The sequence below is a fragment of the Leucobacter sp. Psy1 genome (assembly GCF_020096995.1).
Lineage (GTDB): Bacteria > Actinomycetota > Actinomycetes > Actinomycetales > Microbacteriaceae > Leucobacter.
Genome location: NZ_CP083692.1, coordinates 2778844 through 2796056 on the forward strand (window position 1 = coordinate 2778844; position 17213 = coordinate 2796056).

Here is a 17213-nt window from a genome sequence, read left to right on the forward strand (position 1 = left end):
AGCGACGGGTGCTAATCTCCATCCCGAAGGGCCGGTGGTTTTGGGGAGCACCGGCCCTTACACCTCGGGAACATCAGCATCACGGGGATGCTGCGGCGTTCGACGTCGTTCTCTCGTCACCCGAGCGTTCAGGGGAGTACTGCAACATGTCGAATCAGAGCAACCAGGCGCCTGCGCAGATCGGCCGGAGCCGGAAGAACCGGAAGATCGCGGCCATTTCCGCTGGCGCTCTCGTCGTCGGCCTGGGTGCCGCGTACACGCTCGCATCGTGGAACGATTCCGAGTGGGTCTGGGGCGGCGCTGATGGCGACCCGAACGTAGGCACGAGCAATTTCGAGGTGAACCAGAACACGTCGTCACCGTTCTCAAACGACACGACGAACTGGGTCGACGCCGAGACCAACCCCGGTGGTGAGCTGACGTTCAGCCCCGGTTCACTGTCACTGACCCCGGGCGACACCATCTACGCTCCCGTATCGCTGCGAACGGAGGCTGACTCCGTCGGCGCTGACGTCGCTCTGCAGGGTGCAGTCGCGGCAGCGGGAATCACGGTCACCGATCCAGGTCAGGGTCTGTGGAACGCGATCCAGACTTCCGTCTACACCCAGAACGGCGCCGCCGACTCGACTCCCCCTGCCTGCACGGCCGCAGGGATCGGCGGCACGGGATGGACCCAGGTCCTGGATACCGCCGCGCTCGGCACCGCCGCGTCAGGACCGCAGTCGCTTGCGGCCGAGGCCGGCTCGACCCAGCACTACTGCTTCGCGCTGACGCTGCCCGACGGGGCGAGCGACGACCTGCAGGGCCGCACCATTGCGCCCGCATGGGAGTTCCGCTCAGAGTCGGTCTCCGACTAGCGCCGCTTCTCCTCGCTCGGACCCGGTCGCGGATGACCCGGAGGCTTATCGGAACCGCCGTCACGACCCTGCTCGTTGTGGCGGCGGTCGGCCTGCTCTCCTGGTTCGCGTTCTCGCATTTCGCGAACGCGACCCTCATCACGTTTCGCACCGGTTCGATGAGCCCGACCATGCCGCAGGGGTCGATGGCGGTGACGCTGCCGACCGCGGCGGCGGACCTCGAACCCGGTGACGTGATCACGATCCAGCGCGTCACCGAAGACATGCCCGTCACGCACCGCGTCATCGAAGTCCGTGAGGCCACGCCTCGCGAACCGCACACCGCAGATGTCCGCGCTGCCGCACCGGACGGGCGTCCGCCCGAGTTCACCGAACCGGGCCAGCCCATCGACCCCGCCGCGCGCGAACTCGTGCTGCAGGGCGACGACAACGACCAACCGGATTCGCTGCCCTACGTCGCGAACGACGCGCGGAAGGTCGTCTTCTCGGCCCCATACGTGGGCAACGCCCTCATGCTGATTCAGACGCCGCTCGGCATGGGGATCCTGATTCTCGGCGTCGGGGCGCTCGTCACCTGGGCTTTCTGGCCCAGTCGGCCGGAGCCGAGCGGCGAGGCCGGCATCGATAGCAGCCCCGACGACGGTACCGAAACCAGTACCGAAGCCGCAGGCCCGCCGGAATCGTCGGCGTCCGCCCCGCACCCGCATCTCACGAAGAGTTGACATGACCCTGCCGCGCACGACCTACGCGCCTCGCCTTCCGGGGCGGTCGCGGCGTACCCGCGTGCAGGTGCTGGTCGCGCTCCTGAGTATCGTTGCGCTCCTTGTCGGAGCCGCTCTCTCGGTGACCCGCGCATCCGCGCTCTACGAGGAGATCACCGAGACCGGTGCTCCCGGCATGCTGCAGCTCCGCGCCGATTCGACGAAGCCACTGTGGTCGACCATCGCGCCCGGGGAGTCCATGCAGTGGCTCGTCGAGGCGTCACTCACGGATGCCGACCGCGGCACGCTCGCCCTCGAACTGCGATCGGGCGGGACCCTCGTCGCCCCCGCGGGACTCACGGCAGCGGTCGTCTCCTGCGATCGGCCGTTCGCAACCGGGCAGGGCGACTCTCCTCGCTGCGAGGGCAGCACCCGCACCGAGCTCCAGTCGACGCCGCTCGAACAGATCTCGACGATGGACGACGGCACCGTGTACTCGCTCGCCGACCTCGAGCAGGGCCACCCGCGGTATCTCCTCGTGACGCTCGCCCTCCCCCGCTCCGCCGAAGTGGCCGCAGGCGCGCAGGCGGTCGTCGGGCTCGGTCTCCACGCCGCCGGCGATGCCGAATCGCAGCAGCCCCCGCCACCGGGCACGCCTCCCGGGGGTCCAGATCCGGATCCGCCATCGCGCGGCCCCCTCGCCATGACCGGCGATGACCTGCTCGCGCTCCTCCTGCTCGCGGCCGGCCTCATCGGCGTCGGCGCGTACGCGCTCCTCCGTCGCAACAGCACCGTCGCCTCCGAGGGGCGGCGCTCATGAACTTCGGCAGGCATCGCACCTCACGCCTCACCGCAGCGGATCGGCACCGCTGGAGCGTCGTCCCTCGCACGCGCCTATACCGCCGCGGTATCGCCGGCGCTGCCGCGGCCATGCTCGTCTCCGTTGCGCTGCTCGCCCAGACCAGCGTCACCTCGGAAGCCACATGGAACGACGCGGAGTGGGTGAACGGATCGACCATCGGCTCGGTCAGCTGCGAGGACCCGGAGGGCGCATTCGCCACCCGAGGCGAGGGTCGCGCGTTGAGCGGGTCACTGCTCGGGATCGACCTCGACAACGTCGCCTCGGTGCATGGCGTTGAGGCGACCAACAACGGGGAGTCCTCTCACGCTGACTTCGGGCGGAAACTCGATGACCCCGCGTTCCCGGACTCATACGCCGATCCGCTCGACGTCGAGGCGATCCAGGCACTGGACGTCCCTCTCACGAGCGTGTTGCAGCTCGGACTCGACACTTCGACAGGCGCGGCGAACCAATTCGGACAGGCGCAAAACTCCGGAGAGGCGGCAGGTGCGAGCGGTTACGTGACGAACAACGGCGGCATCAATCTCGACGGGTCCTCCGGAGGCTATCCTGAGCTCGGAACCGTAAGCCTTTCGAATCTGCTCAGCGTGGGGGGCGAAGATCTTCAGGCCATAGTCGGAGATGTCGCCGATGTCGATCTCACCGTCGGAGCGGTTGCTGGTCGCGCCTCGTTTGATGCGTGCGAGGCCGCCTGGAACGCTGACCCGACCTCACAGACCGAAACCATGCACACACGTGCGGCGGCATCGGACATCATCCAAGGACTTGACCGAGAGTACTTGGCTTCTTCTCTCACGACCACAATCCGCAGCGACCTTCTCGGCGACCTTCTCGCGGGAACCGGCTCGGCAGTGGGCAACATCGAAACCACGGTCAACGGCTTATCGTCGAACCAAGGGGTACTCAACGGCGTACTCTCCGGGGTCACGAGTCTGCTCAACGGACTGATCTCGAATCCGATCCTGAGCCTGGGTAACGTGTCGGTCGCCCTGAACGCCTCTGTCAACACACAGGCGATCCGGTCCCTCATCACGCAACCCTTCCACGATGAGGATCGCCTCCTCACCGTGGATCCGACTGCGGGAACGATCACATTCGACACGGCAGCAGTTCTCGCGAGTGCATTTCCGGGGGAGTACGGGGAGGGGTTGAACAGCCTTCCTCCGAACACTGATCTCCTGGGCAACCAGGTGGTCGTTGACGCCCTGACCGACGCATTGGGCGATGCACTCGACGCTTGGACGACTCGAGTGACCGGAGCCCTCGCTGAGACGATCAACGCTGTGACGGTCAGTGCCACGGTGACGATCGCGCTCAAAGTCGAGGTCTGCACACTCGGGTGCATCAAGTTGGACATCGGCACCATCACCGCGAAAGTCGGTGACTCGCTCGGTGCTCTGCTGTCTGGTGGCTCCGTCGCGACAGTAACCACTGATCTCAACCTGGGGGTTCTGGGTGTGCTTCTCAGGCCAGTGGTCCAAGCGCTCGTGAACACGCTCGTCGGCGGACTCGTCTCTGGTCTGGGGAAGATCGTGGGCGACGCGGTAGAGGGAGTCCTCGGGCCGCTACGCAGTCTCCCGAGCACGGTCACGAGTCTCATCGCGGATGTCCTGTCCGTGGGCTCGGCGGTCTACAACAGACTCTTTCTGAGCGGATTGGTCAGTCTGACCGTGAACGCCCAGAACCGCCCCGTTTCCGGAGGAGAACCGCCTCCCGACTGGCAGGAGCTCGACGAGGGCCGGTACGACGTTGCCGCGCTCAGAATCGAACTTCTCGGAGCTGCAGGCAAGGACAGTGTGCGTCTATATCTCGGGCGCGCATCCGTGGGACGAGGGTGCTCGATAATCGGGTTCGCTTCGGGTGAGTGCGCGGGTTATGGAGGGTAGAGACGTCGACAAGCCGATGTCGCCGTAGGTCGGCGCGGACCGGACAGAACGTTCACCCCACCCGCTGCACCACCACCACACTGTCGTCGAGCGTCGACGCCTGACCGTCGGGGCCGCTCGCCTCGCGTGTGCGCACCTCGGCAACCATGATCCGCCACCGATCGTCGTCGAGGTCGAGCACGGCGAGTTCATCCTCGGGGCTGGGGAAGTCACCCGGCCCGTGACGCCCTTCCGCCCAGGCCGGCGCCGCGGCATGCGCGATGAGCACCAGGTGACCTCCGACAGTGACGCGCGACGCCGCCGCCCGCAGCACCTCGTCCCTCGGAAATTCGACGGGCGACTGCAGGAAGCTCGCCGTCACGAGATCGAACGGCGCCTCGCCGCCGTCCACGGTGGCAGGATCCGCAGCCCACTCCCCCAGGTCCGCGGCGATGAACGTCGCACGGCCAGGAACTCGATGTTCCGCGACCGCACGGGCCCGCGCGACGGCGGTCGGCGACAGGTCGATCCCAGTCGCCTCCCACCCGTTCTCGGCGAGCCAGATGACGTCGCCACCCTCACCGCACCCCAGGTCCAGCGAGCGGCCCGGCGTGAACTCCGCGACGACCTGCGCCAGCGACGCGTTCACCCGCCCCGACCAGATCGAGTCCGCATCCGAGTAGCGCCGCTCCCAGAACGCCGCAGGAGACTCGCCCTCGCGGGGCTCTCGAGCAGACGCGGAGGGCGCATGCGCGTGAGGGTGGCCGTCGGGAACGGCGCCGCCTCCTGCAACCGCCAGTACGAAGTCCTCCTCGACCAGGATCGCATTGACCGCGGCGCCCGCCATGGTCCCGGCCCCTGCGACGATCGGCACCGAAGCCATGGGATTCGTCACGTTGCCCGCCGCCCAGATGCGGGGGTGGCTCGTGGCGCCCATCGCATCGACCGCGATGAAGCTGCCGACCGGGGTCTCGGCCCGAGCGAGCTCGAACCCTGCGAGGAAGGCGTCGTGCGGCAGCGCGGCTCCCATCGTAAAGACGGCATCGACGATGTGCTCGCGACCGCTCTCGGTTCTCACCACCATCGGATCGTCGATCACGTCAGCACCCTTCGAAGGCTCCGTAGCCCGCCCCACCTCGACGACCCGGCTCGGGTCGAGCCGCACGTCGCGGGCCGCGAGCGCGGCAGCGGTTGCGTCATCGAGGGGCCCGAGATCCGCGGAGAGCACGAGCAGGTCATCGGTCCACTGCCGGAGCAGTTTCGCGTGGTGCAGGGAGAGCGGCGAGGTCGCGAGCACGGCGATGCGGCGGCCGCGAACCTCCCAGCCGTGGCAGTAGGGGCAGTGGAGCACCGTGCGCCCCCAACGCTCGGCGAGTCCGGGAACGGTGGGGAGTTCATCCGTGATGCCGGTGGCCACGACGACCGCGCGCGCCTGATGGGTCGCGGTGCGCTGCCCGCGTCCCGCCTCGGTCGACTCGCGGACCTCGACGAGCAGTCGCGGCGCGTCGGCGGTGCTGCCCGGTGCGTCGCGCACCGCGACAACATCCCCGGCACTGAACTCGACGCCGTACCGTTCGGCTTCAGCGCGACCCCGGGCGACGAGCTCGAGCGGCGGCGTCCCATCGAGTCCGACGGCGTTGTGCATGTGGGAGGCGAAACGGTTACGGGGGCGTCCCCCGTCGACGACGAGTGTCCGGCGCAACGAGCGGCCGAGCGCCTGCGCGGCACTCAGCCCGGCGGCGCCCCCGCCGATCACAATGGCGTCCCAAACAGTGTCTGCAGTGTGTGTCATGGATATAGCCTCCGCCCCAGCATGCGCTCCAAGCAAGTCAGCTTGCAGAATCGGCAAAACAGTGGTGCAATCGATCCATGGACGAACTGCAGCAAGTCGGCCCGAGACTGCGAGCCGCCCGCCAGGACCGCGGATGGACCCTCGATGACCTCGCGAGCCTGGCCGGGATGTCCCCGAGCACGCTCTCACGTCTCGAATCAGGGAAGCGGCAGGCGAGCCTCGAACTCCTCCTTCCACTGACCCGCCAACTCGGGATCACGATCGATACCCTGCTCGAGCCTCGAGATCGCGACCCGAGGGTACGACGAGACGCGGTGCAGCAATACGGCATGACGGTCGCGCCGCTCACCCGCGAGGAATCCGACGTGCGGGCCTACAAGATCACGTACTTTCCCGACGCGCCCGAGATCTCTCCACGCACCCACGAGGGACACGAGTGGTTCTACGTTCTCTCAGGCACCGTTCGCCTCACCCTCGACGGTGAGGAGCATCTCTTCTCCCCCGGAGAGGCCGGCGAGTTCGATACCCGGCGCCCCCACCGCATTCGCACGGCCGGCTCCGGTTCAGCCGAGGTGATCAGCCTGTTCAACACCGTCGGGGAGCGGATGCACCTGCATTCCCTCCAGAGCGACTTCAGAGCGATTCCGGCAGTCGACCCGGACGACTTCCGTCGCGACATCGACGACGTGATCGATCCCGCGCTCTAACCCGGCGCTACAGCGTGAAGTCGGTGGCGACCCTGCCGCTGGCGTTCGCCTTTACGACGGCGCCCGCCGCAACGTGATCGGGGTGGCTGGCATACGCCGCGAGACCGTCGGCGTCGTCGAAATCGGCGATGAGCGTGACGTCGAAGTTGTCCCCGTCGAAGAGCTCATTGCGGTGCAGACTCAACGCGCGCACGCTCGGTACGGTGCCGGAGAGCGGTGCGAGCGCAGCGATGATCTCCGCTGCCTGCGCGTCACGGGTCTCGCGGTCCGCTCCGCTCATCTTCCAGCTCACGATGTGGCGCAGGGTCACAATACTCTCCTCAACAGGCCCCGGCGCGCGGCGGCCTTCTCGATTGCGGCGGCGAGCTTGGCCTCGTCCACCCTCCAGATGGCGTGCTGCTTCTCCCCAATGCGCACGACCGGAATCTTCTCGGAATAGCGGCGCGCGAGCGCGGCATCGTCGAGAATGCTCAGTTCACGCACGTCCACATCGACCGGACCACCCGGGCGCTCAGGGCGCCCGAGGTCCGCCACTACCCGGGAGATCGCGGCGAGCGCGTCGTCGCAGAGATGACAGTCGGGCTTGCCGATCAGGGTCACATGCACGGTCACCGGACCAGTCTAACTGCGCCAGGAACGACGAAACGCCGACCTCGAGAGATCGGCGTTCCTATCACTGGAATGCAGCGATTACTTCTTGTTGCGACGCTGGTGACGCGTCCGACGCAGCAGCTTCCGGTGCTTCTTCTTGGACATCCGCTTGCGGCGCTTCTTGATTACTGAACCCACACTCACCTCACAAAGTCTTCGGAGTACACGCGTCGTGACCCACAGATCCTCTATATTACCGCGGGTCTGTGTGCAAAGCGAAACGCTACCCGCGAAGGCGGAACCTTGCGACGAGTTCTTTGACCCGATGCTCCGCGATCGCAGCGGCGCGTCCCAGGCGACCGGCGGCCGCAGCGGCCTCTTCCGGAAGCACCTCCTCATCGCCCGTCGCATCCGGATCCGGCAGCGGATTTCCGTCCGCATCCCGGTACTCGACCGTCACTTCCGTCTCGAAACCGACGGAGAGGAACGGGATCACGAAGTCCTCGATCATCTCGAGCGGCTCCGGGTCGAGCGAGTAGTACCGGTGCTGTCCCTCTTCGCGCACGGTCACGAGTTCGGCGTCGCGCAAGACCTTCAGGTGCTTCGATACCGTCGGCTGACTGATCTCCAGTTCCGTCACGATCTCCGAGACGCTGGCCTCGGCACCGTTCTCGTGCCGCTGCAACAGCACCTGGAGGATGTCTCGTCGGTTCGCATCGGCGATGACCCCAAAAATATCAGGCATGTATGCCAGGGTAGCGATGTTCGCGCGATCGCCCTAGTCCTGAGGCGTAGTATGGTCGCGATCGTCGGCGAGAGACGCCGCACATGCCTCGATGCGAATGCTCGGGGCGACTCGGAAGGTGGAGAGGTGAGGGCTGTTCGCGCCGCGCGCAGGACCGGGTTCTCGGCCCCTCATCGCGGATGGTTTCGTGACACGATCCAATCCTCCCCCGCACGCACTGCGCTGCTGATCTTCACGGCACTGATCCTCGTGTGGACCGCTCTGCTCGCGTTGCCGGTGTCTTCGCGATCAGGATCCGCGACACCGCTTTCGGACGCGCTCTTCACGGCGGTCTCGGCCATCTGCGTCACCGGCCTTTCCACCGTCGACATGGGCACGCACTGGTCTCAGTTCGGCGACCTCGTGATTCTCGCGGGTTTCCAGATCGGCGGCATCGGTGTGCTCACCCTCGCCAGCCTGCTCGGCCTCACGGTCACGCGACGCCTGGGTCTGCGCCAGCGACTGCTCGCCGCCACCGATTCGAACCCTCTCCGCACCGGACGCGAGGCCAGTGAGAGCCAGGCGGTCGGTCTCGGCGAGGTCGCCAGCCTGCTCCGCGCCGTCGCCCTCAGCCTCATCGTCATCGAGGTCGGACTCACCGCGCTCCTCACGCCTCGGCTGATGGCCGAGGGATACGGGTTCTGGCAGTCCCTCACCGACGGGTTCTATCTCGCCGCGTCAGCATTCACGAACACCGGATTCGTGCCGCTGGAGACCGGACTCGAACCGTTCATCAACGACCCCTACACGCTCACGATCCTCGCCGGAGGCGTGTTTCTCGGCGCCATCGGGTTCCCGGTGATCTTCGCCCTCTACAAATTCGTGGTCGGGCGCGGCTGGCACACTCACAAGCGGCTCGGCCTGCACGCGAAGCTCACGCTCGCCACCACCCTGATCCTCGTCATCGTCGGGTGGATCGCCATCGCGGGTCTCGAGTGGAACAACCATCACACGCTCGGCACGCAGGGGCCGGGGCAGAGCCTCATGAACGCCGGATACACCTCGGTCATGACGCGCTCCGGCGGACTCGGAATTCTCGATACGAGCGAGCTCCAGGGATCCACCCTTCTCGTGATGGACGTACTCATGTTCATCGGCGGCGGTTCCGCGTCCACGGCCGGCGGCATCAAGGTCACGACGCTCGCCGTCCTCTTCCTCGCGGCGTACGCCGAGGCTCGCGGCTTCCAGGACATGCAGGCGTTCGGCCGGCGCATCCCGATCGACGTGCTGCGCGTGTCCGTCTCGATCCTCATCTGGGGCATCAGCATCGTGGTGACCGCCAGCGTGACACTGCTCCAGATCACCGGCGAATCCCTCGACGTCGTCCTGTTCGAGGTGATCTCTGCCTTCGGCACCTGCGGACTCACGACCGGTCTGTCCGCAGAACTCCCCGACGCGGGCAAGTACGTGCTCGCTGCCACCATGTGGGCGGGACGCGTCGGTACCGTTACCCTGGCGGCAGCGGTTGCTTCAAGCAGTCGCTCCCGCATGTTCCGCCTCCCCGAAGAAAGGCCGATCGTTGGTTAATATTCGCAGCGATGCCCCCGTGCTCGTCATCGGACTCGGCCGTTTCGGCGCCGCGACCGCCGGACAGCTCGACCGGCAGGATCGCGAGGTGCTCGTCATCGAGATCGATCAGATGCTCGTGCAGAAGTGGGCCGACCGAGTCACGCACGCCGTGCAGGCCGACGCGCGCTCCATGGAAGCGCTCGAGCAGATCGGCGCCGGACAGTTCCAGGTCGCCGTGGTCGCCACCGGCGCGTCGATCGAGTCGAGCGTGCTCATCGCGGCGAACCTCGTCGATCTCGGCATCCCCCAGATCTGGGCGAAGGCGATCTCCAGCTCGCACGGCAAGATCCTGGAGCGGATCGGCGTGCACCACGTCATCTATCCCGAGCGCGAGGCCGGGGAGCGCGTCGCCCATCTGCTCTCCGGAGCGATGCTCGACTTCATCCAGTTCGACAACAACTACGTGATCGCGAAGATGCACCCACCGCGGTCCGTGCGTGGCATGAAGCTCTCCGAGAGCGGCGTGCGCACCCGGTACCACGTGACCGTCGTCGGGGTGAAGTCTCCAGGGGAGCCGTTCACGCACGCCACCCAGGACACCGTCGTGTCGCCGCACGACACCATCATTGTCTCGGGGACCGCGGAGAATGTGGAGCGATTCGCGACGATCGGCTGAGCACTACTCCCCCGCGGCGATCTCCTGCGAGCGGCGCACGTTCGCGGCGAGCGCCCGATCGAACAGGTCGTTCCAGTCCGCCTGCTCGAGCACGAGGACGGCCTGCTCCGTTGTGCCCTTCGGGCTCGTCACCCTGCGACGCAGCTCGGAGGGCTCGAGGTCGCTCTGCACCATGAGCTCCGCCGCGCCCGAGATGGTGCCCTGCACGAGACGACGAGCCTCGTCCGCGCTGAATCCCAGGCGCTCCGCGGCACCGGTCAGCGCCTCTGCGAAGAGGTACACGTAGGCGGGACCGGACCCGGAGACCGCTGCGACATCGTCGATCTGCGACTCGCGCTCGACCACGATGACGTCGCCGACCGTCTCGAAGATGCCTCGCACCCGTTCGATGTCGGTCTCGCTCGCCGAGGGACCGCCGTAGACGCCGGTCACGCCGCGTCCGAGGTGGGAGGGGGTGTTCGGCATCGCCCGGCTGACGACGACGCCCTCGGGCACGAGCTCCTGCATGCCCTCCGTGAGCACTCCCGCGGCGACACTCACGACGACGGTGCCAGGAACGAGCGCGTCTGCGATGTCGCGGAGCACATCGTGCACCATCCAGGGCTTCACCCCGAGCACGACGACGTCAGCGTCCGCGACGGCGCGACGATTCGCTTCCTCGTCGGTCTCCTGCGCGTAAGCGACAACGCGATCATCACCGCGGTACTTGTCGGCGCTCTCCTGCGACCGGGTGGTCACGGCGATCGGTCCATCGCTCGATCCCTCACTGGCGAGGAGCCCTGAGAGGATCGCGCCGCTCATCGAGCCGACGCCGACCATCGCGATCCGGGGTGATGCTGTGTTCGATGCCATAGCGTCCATCCTAAGGTTTGGAGGTTTCCTTACCGCTGCGGCGCCGTCTCCCGACTTAGGATGGAACCATCACACACCGGCCGGCAGGGCAGGCTGACGATTTCATGGAGGATCTCGGCATGAGTGCGAGCGGAGGGAGCAAGGCCGTCGTCGCCGCGCTCCTGGCCAACATCGGTATCGCGATCACCAAGTTCATCGCCTGGGCATTCTCTGGCTCGGCCGCGATGCTCGCGGAGGGCGTGCACTCGCTCGCGGACTCGGGAAACCAGGTACTGCTGCTCATCGGCGGCAAACGTGCGCAGCAAGCCCCCGATCGAGAGCACCCGTTCGGCCACGGCCGCGTGCGCTACGTCTACGCGTTCGTTGTCGCGATCGTGCTCTTCACCATCGGCGGCGTGTTCTCGGTGTACGAGGGGATCGCGAAGATTCGCGAACCGCACCCCCTCGAGGTGTGGTGGCTGCCGCTCGGCGTGCTCGTCATCGCGATCGTGCTCGAGTCGCTATCGCTGCGTACCGCCGTCCGCGAGAGCCGTCCGCACAAGGGCGACGCGACCTGGTTCCAGTTCATCCGCCGCTCGAAGGCTCCGGAGCTGCCCGTCGTCCTCCTCGAAGACCTCGGGGCGCTCGTCGGCCTTGTCTTCGCATTCTGCGGAGTCGGACTCACGGTGCTCACCGGAAACGGCCTCTACGATGGCATCGCCACCGTCGCCATCGGTGTCCTGCTCATCGGCATCGCCTGCGTCGTCGGCGTCGAGGTGAAGAGCCTGCTGGTCGGCGAGGGTGCGAGCGACGAGGATGTCGCGAGGGTCGAGGCGGCGATCCTCGAGGGCCGCGACATCGATCGCATCATCCACATGAAGACGCTCTACGTCGGCCCAGACGAGTTCATGGTCGGCGCGAAGATCAGCCTGGCTCCGCAGTGCACCATGCACGAGGTGTCCGTCATCGTGAACCTCGCCGAGCGGCGCATCCGAGACGCGGTTCCCTCTGCGAAGTACATCTACCTCGAGCCGGATATCTACTTCGACCCCGACGCCAAGCAGCCGACGACGAGCTCGATCGTCACGCTCTCCTACGACTGAGGTGCGTGCCGCCGCGCCGCGAAGAAGTCGCGCAGCAGCGCGGCGCACTCCTCAGCACGGACGCCCGCGACCACCTCGGGCACAGGATGCGGGAGGCGACCGTCGCGCAGCAGGTCGTACACGCTGCCGACGGCGCCCGCCTTCTCATCCCATGCGCCGAACACCACCCGGGGAATACGCGCGGCCAGGATCACTCCCGCGCACATCACGCACGGCTCGAGAGTGACGACCAGCGTGCAGTCGTCGAGAATACGGTCTCCCCGCTGGTGTGCGGCCGCCCGGATCGCGAGGATCTCGGCGTGACCGGAAGGATCCGGATCGTTCTCGCGCACGTTCCGCGCCGCCGCGAGAATCTCACCCGTCGGGGCCACCACGGCCGCACCGACCGGGATCTCGCCATCGGACGCCGCTTGCTCCGCCTGTGCGAGCGCCGCATCCATCGCGGCCCGGTCGCTCGCGCTCGGCGAGGCACCTGTGTGGCCGATCATGCGCGGGCCCCTCTCAGCCGAACTAGAATCGTGGGTATGCGAGTCTTCGTTGCCGACCACCCACTGATCACCCACAAGCTTACGGTTCTGCGCAACGCCGCGACCCCGCAGCCCACGTTCCGCTTGCTCATCGAAGAGCTCATGACGCTGCTGGCCTACGAGGCCACGCGCGAGGTTCGAGTGGAGCCGCACCAGATCGAAACCCCCGTCGCACCGACGACCGGTGTCAGGCTCTCCGAGCCGCTGCCCCTCATCGTTCCGATTCTGCGCGCCGGGCTCGGCATGCTCGAGGGCATGGTGAAGCTCGTTCCCACCGCCGAGGTCGGGTTCCTGGGCATGGTCCGCGATGAGGAGACCCTGCAACCGACCACCTACGCCGAGCGACTGCCCGACTCGCTCGCCGGACGTCAGTGCTTCGTACTCGACCCCATGCTCGCGACCGGTGGCTCCCTCGCCGCGGCGATCAAGTTCCTGTTCGACCGTGGAGCCGACGATGTCACTGCGATCTGCGTGCTCGGCACCCCAGAGGGCGTCGAGGTCATCCGCGAGGCGGCTGGGGATCGCGATGTCACGCTCGTGCTCGGTGCACTCGATGAGGGACTCGACGAGAACGCGTACATCGTGCCGGGGCTCGGCGATGCGGGTGATCGCCTCTACGGCACCGCTTGAGCCGCACCCCTGCGTCTCCCGCCTGAGCGACTCGGGCGGGAGACTTGACACTCCGCAACTTTTACTATTAACTCATGCTTATGACTGACACCACGCGACCCCAGTCCGCCCTCGAGGTGAACTTTGGGAATCACGGCATGATGTGCCGTCGTGGTGTCATGCGCTGTCGAATGTGCGCCTGACGAGAATCTGGTACGCCGCGCCCTGTGCGCCCACCCTCGCCTGAGGGACCTCCCGCCCGCTCGCTCACTCCGATGAGAGCCGGCACATTCTCCGCGGCACCGCCGCACACCCGCATCGCTCGCTCGGGTACCGACCCGCGAGCCCCGCATTCAAGGACACGCATCATCATGACCACCATCACCACTGCCCAGAAGACCACCCTCTCCGAGGCCCGCCCCGACCTGACGGCGAAGCTCCCCGAGCAGACCGCCCCGGTGCGGCGAGTGCCCGAGGGCACCGAGGTCCGCGGCTTCGCGCTTTACGTCGGCCTCTCCGAGGACCAGATCGATCCGAACCACCCGCAGCTCGGCGAGATCGTTGCGCAGATCAAGGGTCTCGTCGCCCAGATCGCACCGGCTGCCGACACCTATGCCGCCGTCGCCCTCGCCCCCGAAGGCGCGGGCGGACGAGACATCGACGTCGTTCGACTCGCCCTGGGCGAGCCGGCAGCGCACGCCCGCCAGAAGCAGGAGACCGTCTCCGAGCAGGATCGCGCGGCCAGCGGCGTCGTCATCGACCTGACCCGGAAGCGCGTGCTGCTCGACAACGTTTCGGCAGCGCTCACCTTCCGCGAGTTCGAACTGCTCCAGTACTTCGTGCTCCGCGAGGGGCGCACCGTCAGCCGCGAGGAGATCATCGAGACGCTCTGGTCCGATGCTCCCGAGGAGGAGGTGCCCAGCGAGCGCACCATCGACGTCCATGTGCGACGCCTCCGCGTGAAGCTGGCGCACTACCAGGACATCGTGCGCACCGTCCGGGGCGTCGGGTACCGCTTCGACCGCCACGCGGACGTCGCTATCCTGCACTCCAGCTCGCCGAGCCCCGACATCTTCTGAGCGCCGACCACGTCCGCAGACCGCTGCCGAGCCGCGACCAGGGGTCCTGCGGTAACGTGGCTTCCAGTTGATTGGAGGAGGCATCATGTCGACACTGCCCCCTGAGGGATCCCAGAACACCGATCCGGAGGAGCCGCGACCGGGCGTCGAGCCCGACGCCGAGACAACGCCGGCAGGCACGGAACACGGAGCAACTGGCCCCACCGACCCTGCTGCGCCGAACGCGACTGATTTCGGTGCCGCGGGGCCGGGAGGCTCAGAGCCGCCCGCATACAGCCCGCCGCCTCCCGGCGCGTATCAGCCGCCGCCTCCTGGCGCGCAGACCCCGCCACCTGAGGGCTCCCCTCAGCCGGGGCAGCCGTACCCGAACGGGTACGCTCAGCCCGGCGGATATGCCGCACCCGGACATCCGCAGCAGGGGTATGAGCAGCCCGGCTACGGTCAGCCCGGCTACGGGCAGCCGCAGAACGGGTACGAGCAGCCGCAGAATGGGTACGCCCCGCCGAACGGCGGGTACGCTCCTCCCGGGCAACCGGGCCAGTACCAGCAGCCGTACGGCACCGATCCGGCGCAGAGCAATGTGGTGCTCAATTACTGGCTCTCGGTATTCTTCACCTGGATCCCGGCGCTGATCTTCTACATCGTTGACCGGGACAAGCGGAATCCGCGCCTCACCGCGCTGCAGATCTCGAACCTGAACTTCTCGCTGCTGCGCGTCGGCGTCGGTGTCGCCACCTGGATCCTCGCACTGATCCCGTACCTGGGTGTGCTCGTGGCCATCGTGGGCTGGCTCTTCTCCCTGTTCCTGTTTGTCTGCCACATCATCGCGGCTGCGAAGGCGAGCGAGGCATATCGGAGCGGCGACCCCGACCCGTTCATCTTCAACATCCCGCTCGTCAAGTAGCGGATCAGAGACACGAAGGGCGCGTCCGTCCCCCATTCAGGGGGACGGACGCGCCCTTCGTCGTTCCGAGAGGTCGTCGCGGAGGTCGTCGCGCGATGGTCGTGCTGAGGGTCAGAGCCCTTCGCGTGCGATCCGCTTCGCCCGCTGCTTGGCGCGCTTGCGTGTCTGCCTGCGCCGGCGCCAGGCCCGCCACCACACCCAGAACTTCGCGAGCATCATGCGCAACCAGCTCGTGAACCGCCGGGCCCAGTGGTACTCGGACCCGAGGATCGTCATACCGATGAAGACAATGAGCCACCCCGGTCCTGGAAGCGGGATCAGAATGACCCCGATGATCACCACGGCGGCACCGATGATCGTGATCAGGGTCTTGTAGACGATGTTGAGCCACGGCCGCTTCCGGATGATCGCCCGCCAGCGCTCCATGAACCGCCCGATCGGGCGACCGATGCGGTGAGCCCGCTCCCAGTCGTCTCCCCCGTCGCTCATATCGCAAGCGTACTGGACGCCTCGCGGCTGTTGCTGGGCTTGTGCATAGACTGGAACAGTGACAGCACGATGGCGCACCGTCGCAACCGCAGCCGGACTCGCGGCAACCGACGGCACTACACGACCAACGATTTTCGCCGAGATGACGGCGCTCGCGACGGAGACCGGTGCGGCGAATCTCGGGCAGGGATTCCCCGACACCGACGGGCCCCATTGGGTGCGAGAAGTCGCGCGCACTGCGATCCTCGACGGGGCGAATCAGTACCCGCCGGGGCGGGGGATTCCGGAACTCCGGGCCGCCGTCGCCGACCATCAGCGTCGGCACTACGGGATCGCGCTCGACCCGGAGACCGAGGTGCTCGTCACCGCCGGCGCCACGGAGGCGCTCACCGCGACGCTGCTCGCGCTGGTCGGCCCCGGGGACGAGGTCGTGACGCTCGAGCCGTTCTACGACTCCTACGCCGCTGCCATCGCGATGGCGGGTGCGGAGCACCGGACCGTCCCGCTGCGCGCGAGCGAGGAGGGCTTCCGGCTGCACGAGTCCGACTTGCGCGCGGCGCTGAGCCCCCGCACCCGGATCCTGCTCGTCAACTCCCCGCACAATCCGACCGGAACGGTCCTCCGGCCAGACGAACTCCGGTTGATCGCTGATGCGGCCCGCACGTCTGACGCCATCGTCGTCACCGACGAGGTCTATGAACACCTCACGTTCGACGGTACCGTCCACACGCCGCTCGCGACGCTCCCAGGCATGGCCGAGCGGACGATCACCATCTCCTCCGCCGGCAAGACCTTCTCGCTCACCGGGTGGAAGGTGGGCTGGGCGACGGGCCCAGCATCGCTGATCTCTGCGGTACTCGCGATCAAACAGTTCCTCACCTACTCGGGCGGAGCCCCATTCCAGCCGGCGATCGCCCGCGCACTGACCGAAGGCGACGACGACATCAGCGCGCTGCGCGCCTCACTCGCCGAGCGCCGCGACCTGCTGGTCGACGGGTTGACCGCCGCGGGGTTCGCGACGTCGCGCACCGACGGCACCTACTTCGTCTGTGCAGACGCAACGCCCTTCCTCACCGAAGCAATGCCGGACGGCGACGCTTTCGCACGGGCGCTCCCGCCCGCGGCAGGGGTCGCGTGCGTACCGCTCGCGGCGTTCTGCACGCCGGGGTCGACAGCGGCACAGGAGCTCGGCTCCTGGGTGCGCTTCACATTCGTGAAGGACCGAGCCGTGCTCGAGGAGGCCGTCGCGCGACTGCGCACGTTCTCCGGCAGCTGATCCCGGGGTCGGCCCCGGGCCGGCCTCCGCTTCGCTTTCCCGCTCCCCTCC

20 protein-coding genes are annotated in these 17213 nt (G+C 67.3%); 12 read left to right on the forward strand and 8 right to left on the reverse strand.

The window, feature by feature from the left end; translation table 11 throughout:
* Positions 1 to 146 precede the first annotated feature (146 nt).
* From K8P10_RS13110 to K8P10_RS13125, 4 genes are read left to right on the forward strand one after another with little or no spacing between them, the layout of a single operon-like run.
* Complete coding sequence (locus tag K8P10_RS13110; RefSeq protein WP_224779346.1) at positions 147 to 857, forward strand: SipW-dependent-type signal peptide-containing protein; 711 nt, start codon at positions 147 to 149, stop codon at positions 855 to 857.
* A 32-nt stretch (positions 858 to 889) separates the two neighbouring features.
* A complete protein-coding gene (locus K8P10_RS13115; protein ID WP_224779347.1) occupies positions 890 to 1579 on the forward strand; it encodes a hypothetical protein in 690 nt (229 codons plus the stop codon).
* A gap of 1 nt (position 1580) precedes the next feature.
* Complete coding sequence (locus K8P10_RS13120; RefSeq protein ID WP_224779348.1) at positions 1581 to 2378, forward strand: hypothetical protein; 798 nt, start codon at positions 1581 to 1583, stop codon at positions 2376 to 2378.
* A complete protein-coding gene (locus K8P10_RS13125) occupies positions 2375 to 4306 on the forward strand; it encodes a choice-of-anchor G family protein (protein ID WP_224779349.1) in 1932 nt (643 codons plus the stop codon). The genes K8P10_RS13120 and K8P10_RS13125 overlap by 4 nt, the downstream gene beginning before the upstream one ends.
* 52 nt (positions 4307 to 4358) lie before the next feature.
* Here K8P10_RS13125 and K8P10_RS13130 read toward each other — a convergent pair whose 3' ends face one another.
* A complete protein-coding gene (locus K8P10_RS13130; protein WP_224779350.1) occupies positions 4359 to 6077 on the reverse strand; it encodes an FAD-dependent oxidoreductase in 1719 nt (572 codons plus the stop codon).
* 77 nt (positions 6078 to 6154) lie between these two features.
* Here K8P10_RS13130 and K8P10_RS13135 point away from each other — a divergent pair, with 77 nt between their 5' ends.
* Positions 6155 to 6784, forward strand: a complete 630-nt coding sequence (locus K8P10_RS13135) for a helix-turn-helix domain-containing protein (RefSeq protein ID WP_224779351.1) — start codon at positions 6155 to 6157, stop codon at positions 6782 to 6784.
* A gap of 7 nt (positions 6785 to 6791) precedes the next feature.
* Here the strand turns inward: K8P10_RS13135 and K8P10_RS13140 are convergent, their stop codons facing one another.
* The 4 genes from K8P10_RS13140 to K8P10_RS13155 form a co-directional block, all read right to left on the reverse strand.
* A complete protein-coding gene (locus K8P10_RS13140) occupies positions 6792 to 7094 on the reverse strand; it encodes a Dabb family protein (protein WP_224779352.1) in 303 nt (100 codons plus the stop codon).
* Entirely contained in the window at positions 7091 to 7396 is a 306-nt protein-coding gene (locus K8P10_RS13145; protein WP_224779353.1) for a glutaredoxin family protein, read from the reverse strand. Before K8P10_RS13145 ends, K8P10_RS13140 begins: the two co-directional genes overlap by 4 nt.
* Before the next feature lie 78 nt (positions 7397 to 7474).
* Complete coding sequence (locus K8P10_RS13150) at positions 7475 to 7573, reverse strand: 30S ribosomal protein bS22 (protein ID WP_109274628.1); 99 nt, start codon at positions 7571 to 7573, stop codon at positions 7475 to 7477.
* An 85-nt stretch (positions 7574 to 7658) separates the two neighbouring features.
* Positions 7659 to 8120 (reverse strand): helix-turn-helix transcriptional regulator, encoded by a 462-nt coding sequence (locus K8P10_RS13155; protein WP_224779354.1) that lies wholly within the window; start codon positions 8118 to 8120, stop codon positions 7659 to 7661.
* 195 nt (positions 8121 to 8315) lie between these two features.
* On the opposite strand from K8P10_RS13155, the gene K8P10_RS13160 reads away from it, so the two are divergent.
* Both K8P10_RS13160 and K8P10_RS13165 read left to right on the forward strand, forming a co-directional pair.
* Positions 8316 to 9686 (forward strand): TrkH family potassium uptake protein, encoded by a 1371-nt coding sequence (locus K8P10_RS13160; RefSeq protein ID WP_370632016.1) that lies wholly within the window; start codon positions 8316 to 8318, stop codon positions 9684 to 9686.
* A 1-nt stretch (position 9687) separates the two neighbouring features.
* Positions 9688 to 10344, forward strand: a complete 657-nt coding sequence (locus tag K8P10_RS13165; protein WP_370632017.1) for a TrkA family potassium uptake protein — start codon at positions 9688 to 9690, stop codon at positions 10342 to 10344.
* Between the two features lie 3 nt (positions 10345 to 10347).
* Here the strand turns inward: K8P10_RS13165 and proC are convergent, their stop codons facing one another.
* Positions 10348 to 11196 carry a pyrroline-5-carboxylate reductase gene (proC, locus tag K8P10_RS13170; RefSeq protein WP_370631881.1) on the reverse strand — a complete coding sequence of 283 codons (849 nt, stop codon included), beginning with the start codon at positions 11194 to 11196 and terminating at the stop codon, positions 10348 to 10350.
* 119 nt (positions 11197 to 11315) lie between these two features.
* Between proC and K8P10_RS13175 the strand changes: the two genes are divergently transcribed.
* Positions 11316 to 12278 (forward strand): cation diffusion facilitator family transporter, encoded by a 963-nt coding sequence (locus K8P10_RS13175; protein ID WP_224779358.1) that lies wholly within the window; start codon positions 11316 to 11318, stop codon positions 12276 to 12278.
* Here the strand turns inward: K8P10_RS13175 and K8P10_RS13180 are convergent.
* Positions 12269 to 12766, reverse strand: coding sequence for a nucleoside deaminase (locus K8P10_RS13180; RefSeq protein ID WP_370631883.1), 498 nt, complete (start codon positions 12764 to 12766; stop codon positions 12269 to 12271). The two genes, K8P10_RS13175 and K8P10_RS13180, sit on opposite strands and share 10 nt — an antisense overlap.
* A 36-nt stretch (positions 12767 to 12802) precedes the next feature.
* On the opposite strand from K8P10_RS13180, the gene upp reads away from it, so the two are divergent.
* From upp to K8P10_RS13195, 3 genes are all read left to right on the forward strand, one after another.
* Entirely contained in the window at positions 12803 to 13435 is a 633-nt protein-coding gene (gene upp, locus K8P10_RS13185; protein ID WP_224779359.1) for a uracil phosphoribosyltransferase, read from the forward strand.
* 350 nt (positions 13436 to 13785) lie between these two features.
* A complete protein-coding gene (locus K8P10_RS13190; protein ID WP_224779360.1) occupies positions 13786 to 14493 on the forward strand; it encodes a winged helix-turn-helix domain-containing protein in 708 nt (235 codons plus the stop codon).
* Between the two features lie 85 nt (positions 14494 to 14578).
* Positions 14579 to 15397, forward strand: a complete 819-nt coding sequence (locus K8P10_RS13195; protein ID WP_224779361.1) for a DUF4870 domain-containing protein — start codon at positions 14579 to 14581, stop codon at positions 15395 to 15397.
* Positions 15398 to 15508: 111 nt separating this feature from the next.
* Here K8P10_RS13195 and K8P10_RS13200 read toward each other — a convergent pair whose 3' ends face one another.
* The gene (locus K8P10_RS13200) at positions 15509 to 15886 is read right to left on the reverse strand and encodes a TIGR02611 family protein (protein WP_224779362.1); all 378 of its coding nucleotides are present in this window, start codon (positions 15884 to 15886) and stop codon (positions 15509 to 15511) included.
* A gap of 58 nt (positions 15887 to 15944) precedes the next feature.
* Here K8P10_RS13200 and K8P10_RS13205 point away from each other — a divergent pair, with 58 nt between their 5' ends.
* Positions 15945 to 17162 (forward strand): pyridoxal phosphate-dependent aminotransferase, encoded by a 1218-nt coding sequence (locus K8P10_RS13205; RefSeq protein WP_224779363.1) that lies wholly within the window; start codon positions 15945 to 15947, stop codon positions 17160 to 17162.
* Positions 17163 to 17213: the final 51 nt, after the last annotated feature.

Coding starts and splice junctions, on each gene's coding strand:
- K8P10_RS13110 (WP_224779346.1), top strand. CDS start 147: ATGTCGAATCAGAGCAACCAGGCGCCTGCGCAGATCGGCCGGAGCCGG.
- K8P10_RS13115 (WP_224779347.1), top strand. CDS start 890: ATGACCCGGAGGCTTATCGGAACCGCCGTCACGACCCTGCTCGTTGTG.
- K8P10_RS13120 (WP_224779348.1), top strand. CDS start 1,581: ATGACCCTGCCGCGCACGACCTACGCGCCTCGCCTTCCGGGGCGGTCG.
- K8P10_RS13125 (WP_224779349.1), top strand. CDS start 2,375: ATGAACTTCGGCAGGCATCGCACCTCACGCCTCACCGCAGCGGATCGG.
- K8P10_RS13130 (WP_224779350.1), bottom strand. CDS start 6,077: ATGACACACACTGCAGACACTGTTTGGGACGCCATTGTGATCGGCGGG.
- K8P10_RS13135 (WP_224779351.1), top strand. CDS start 6,155: ATGGACGAACTGCAGCAAGTCGGCCCGAGACTGCGAGCCGCCCGCCAG.
- K8P10_RS13155 (WP_224779354.1), bottom strand. CDS start 8,120: ATGCCTGATATTTTTGGGGTCATCGCCGATGCGAACCGACGAGACATC.
- proC (WP_370631881.1), bottom strand. CDS start 11,196: ATGGCATCGAACACAGCATCACCCCGGATCGCGATGGTCGGCGTCGGC.
- K8P10_RS13175 (WP_224779358.1), top strand. CDS start 11,316: ATGAGTGCGAGCGGAGGGAGCAAGGCCGTCGTCGCCGCGCTCCTGGCC.
- K8P10_RS13180 (WP_370631883.1), bottom strand. CDS start 12,766: ATGATCGGCCACACAGGTGCCTCGCCGAGCGCGAGCGACCGGGCCGCG.
- upp (WP_224779359.1), top strand. CDS start 12,803: ATGCGAGTCTTCGTTGCCGACCACCCACTGATCACCCACAAGCTTACG.
- K8P10_RS13190 (WP_224779360.1), top strand. CDS start 13,786: ATGACCACCATCACCACTGCCCAGAAGACCACCCTCTCCGAGGCCCGC.
- K8P10_RS13195 (WP_224779361.1), top strand. CDS start 14,579: ATGTCGACACTGCCCCCTGAGGGATCCCAGAACACCGATCCGGAGGAG.
- K8P10_RS13200 (WP_224779362.1), bottom strand. CDS start 15,886: ATGAGCGACGGGGGAGACGACTGGGAGCGGGCTCACCGCATCGGTCGC.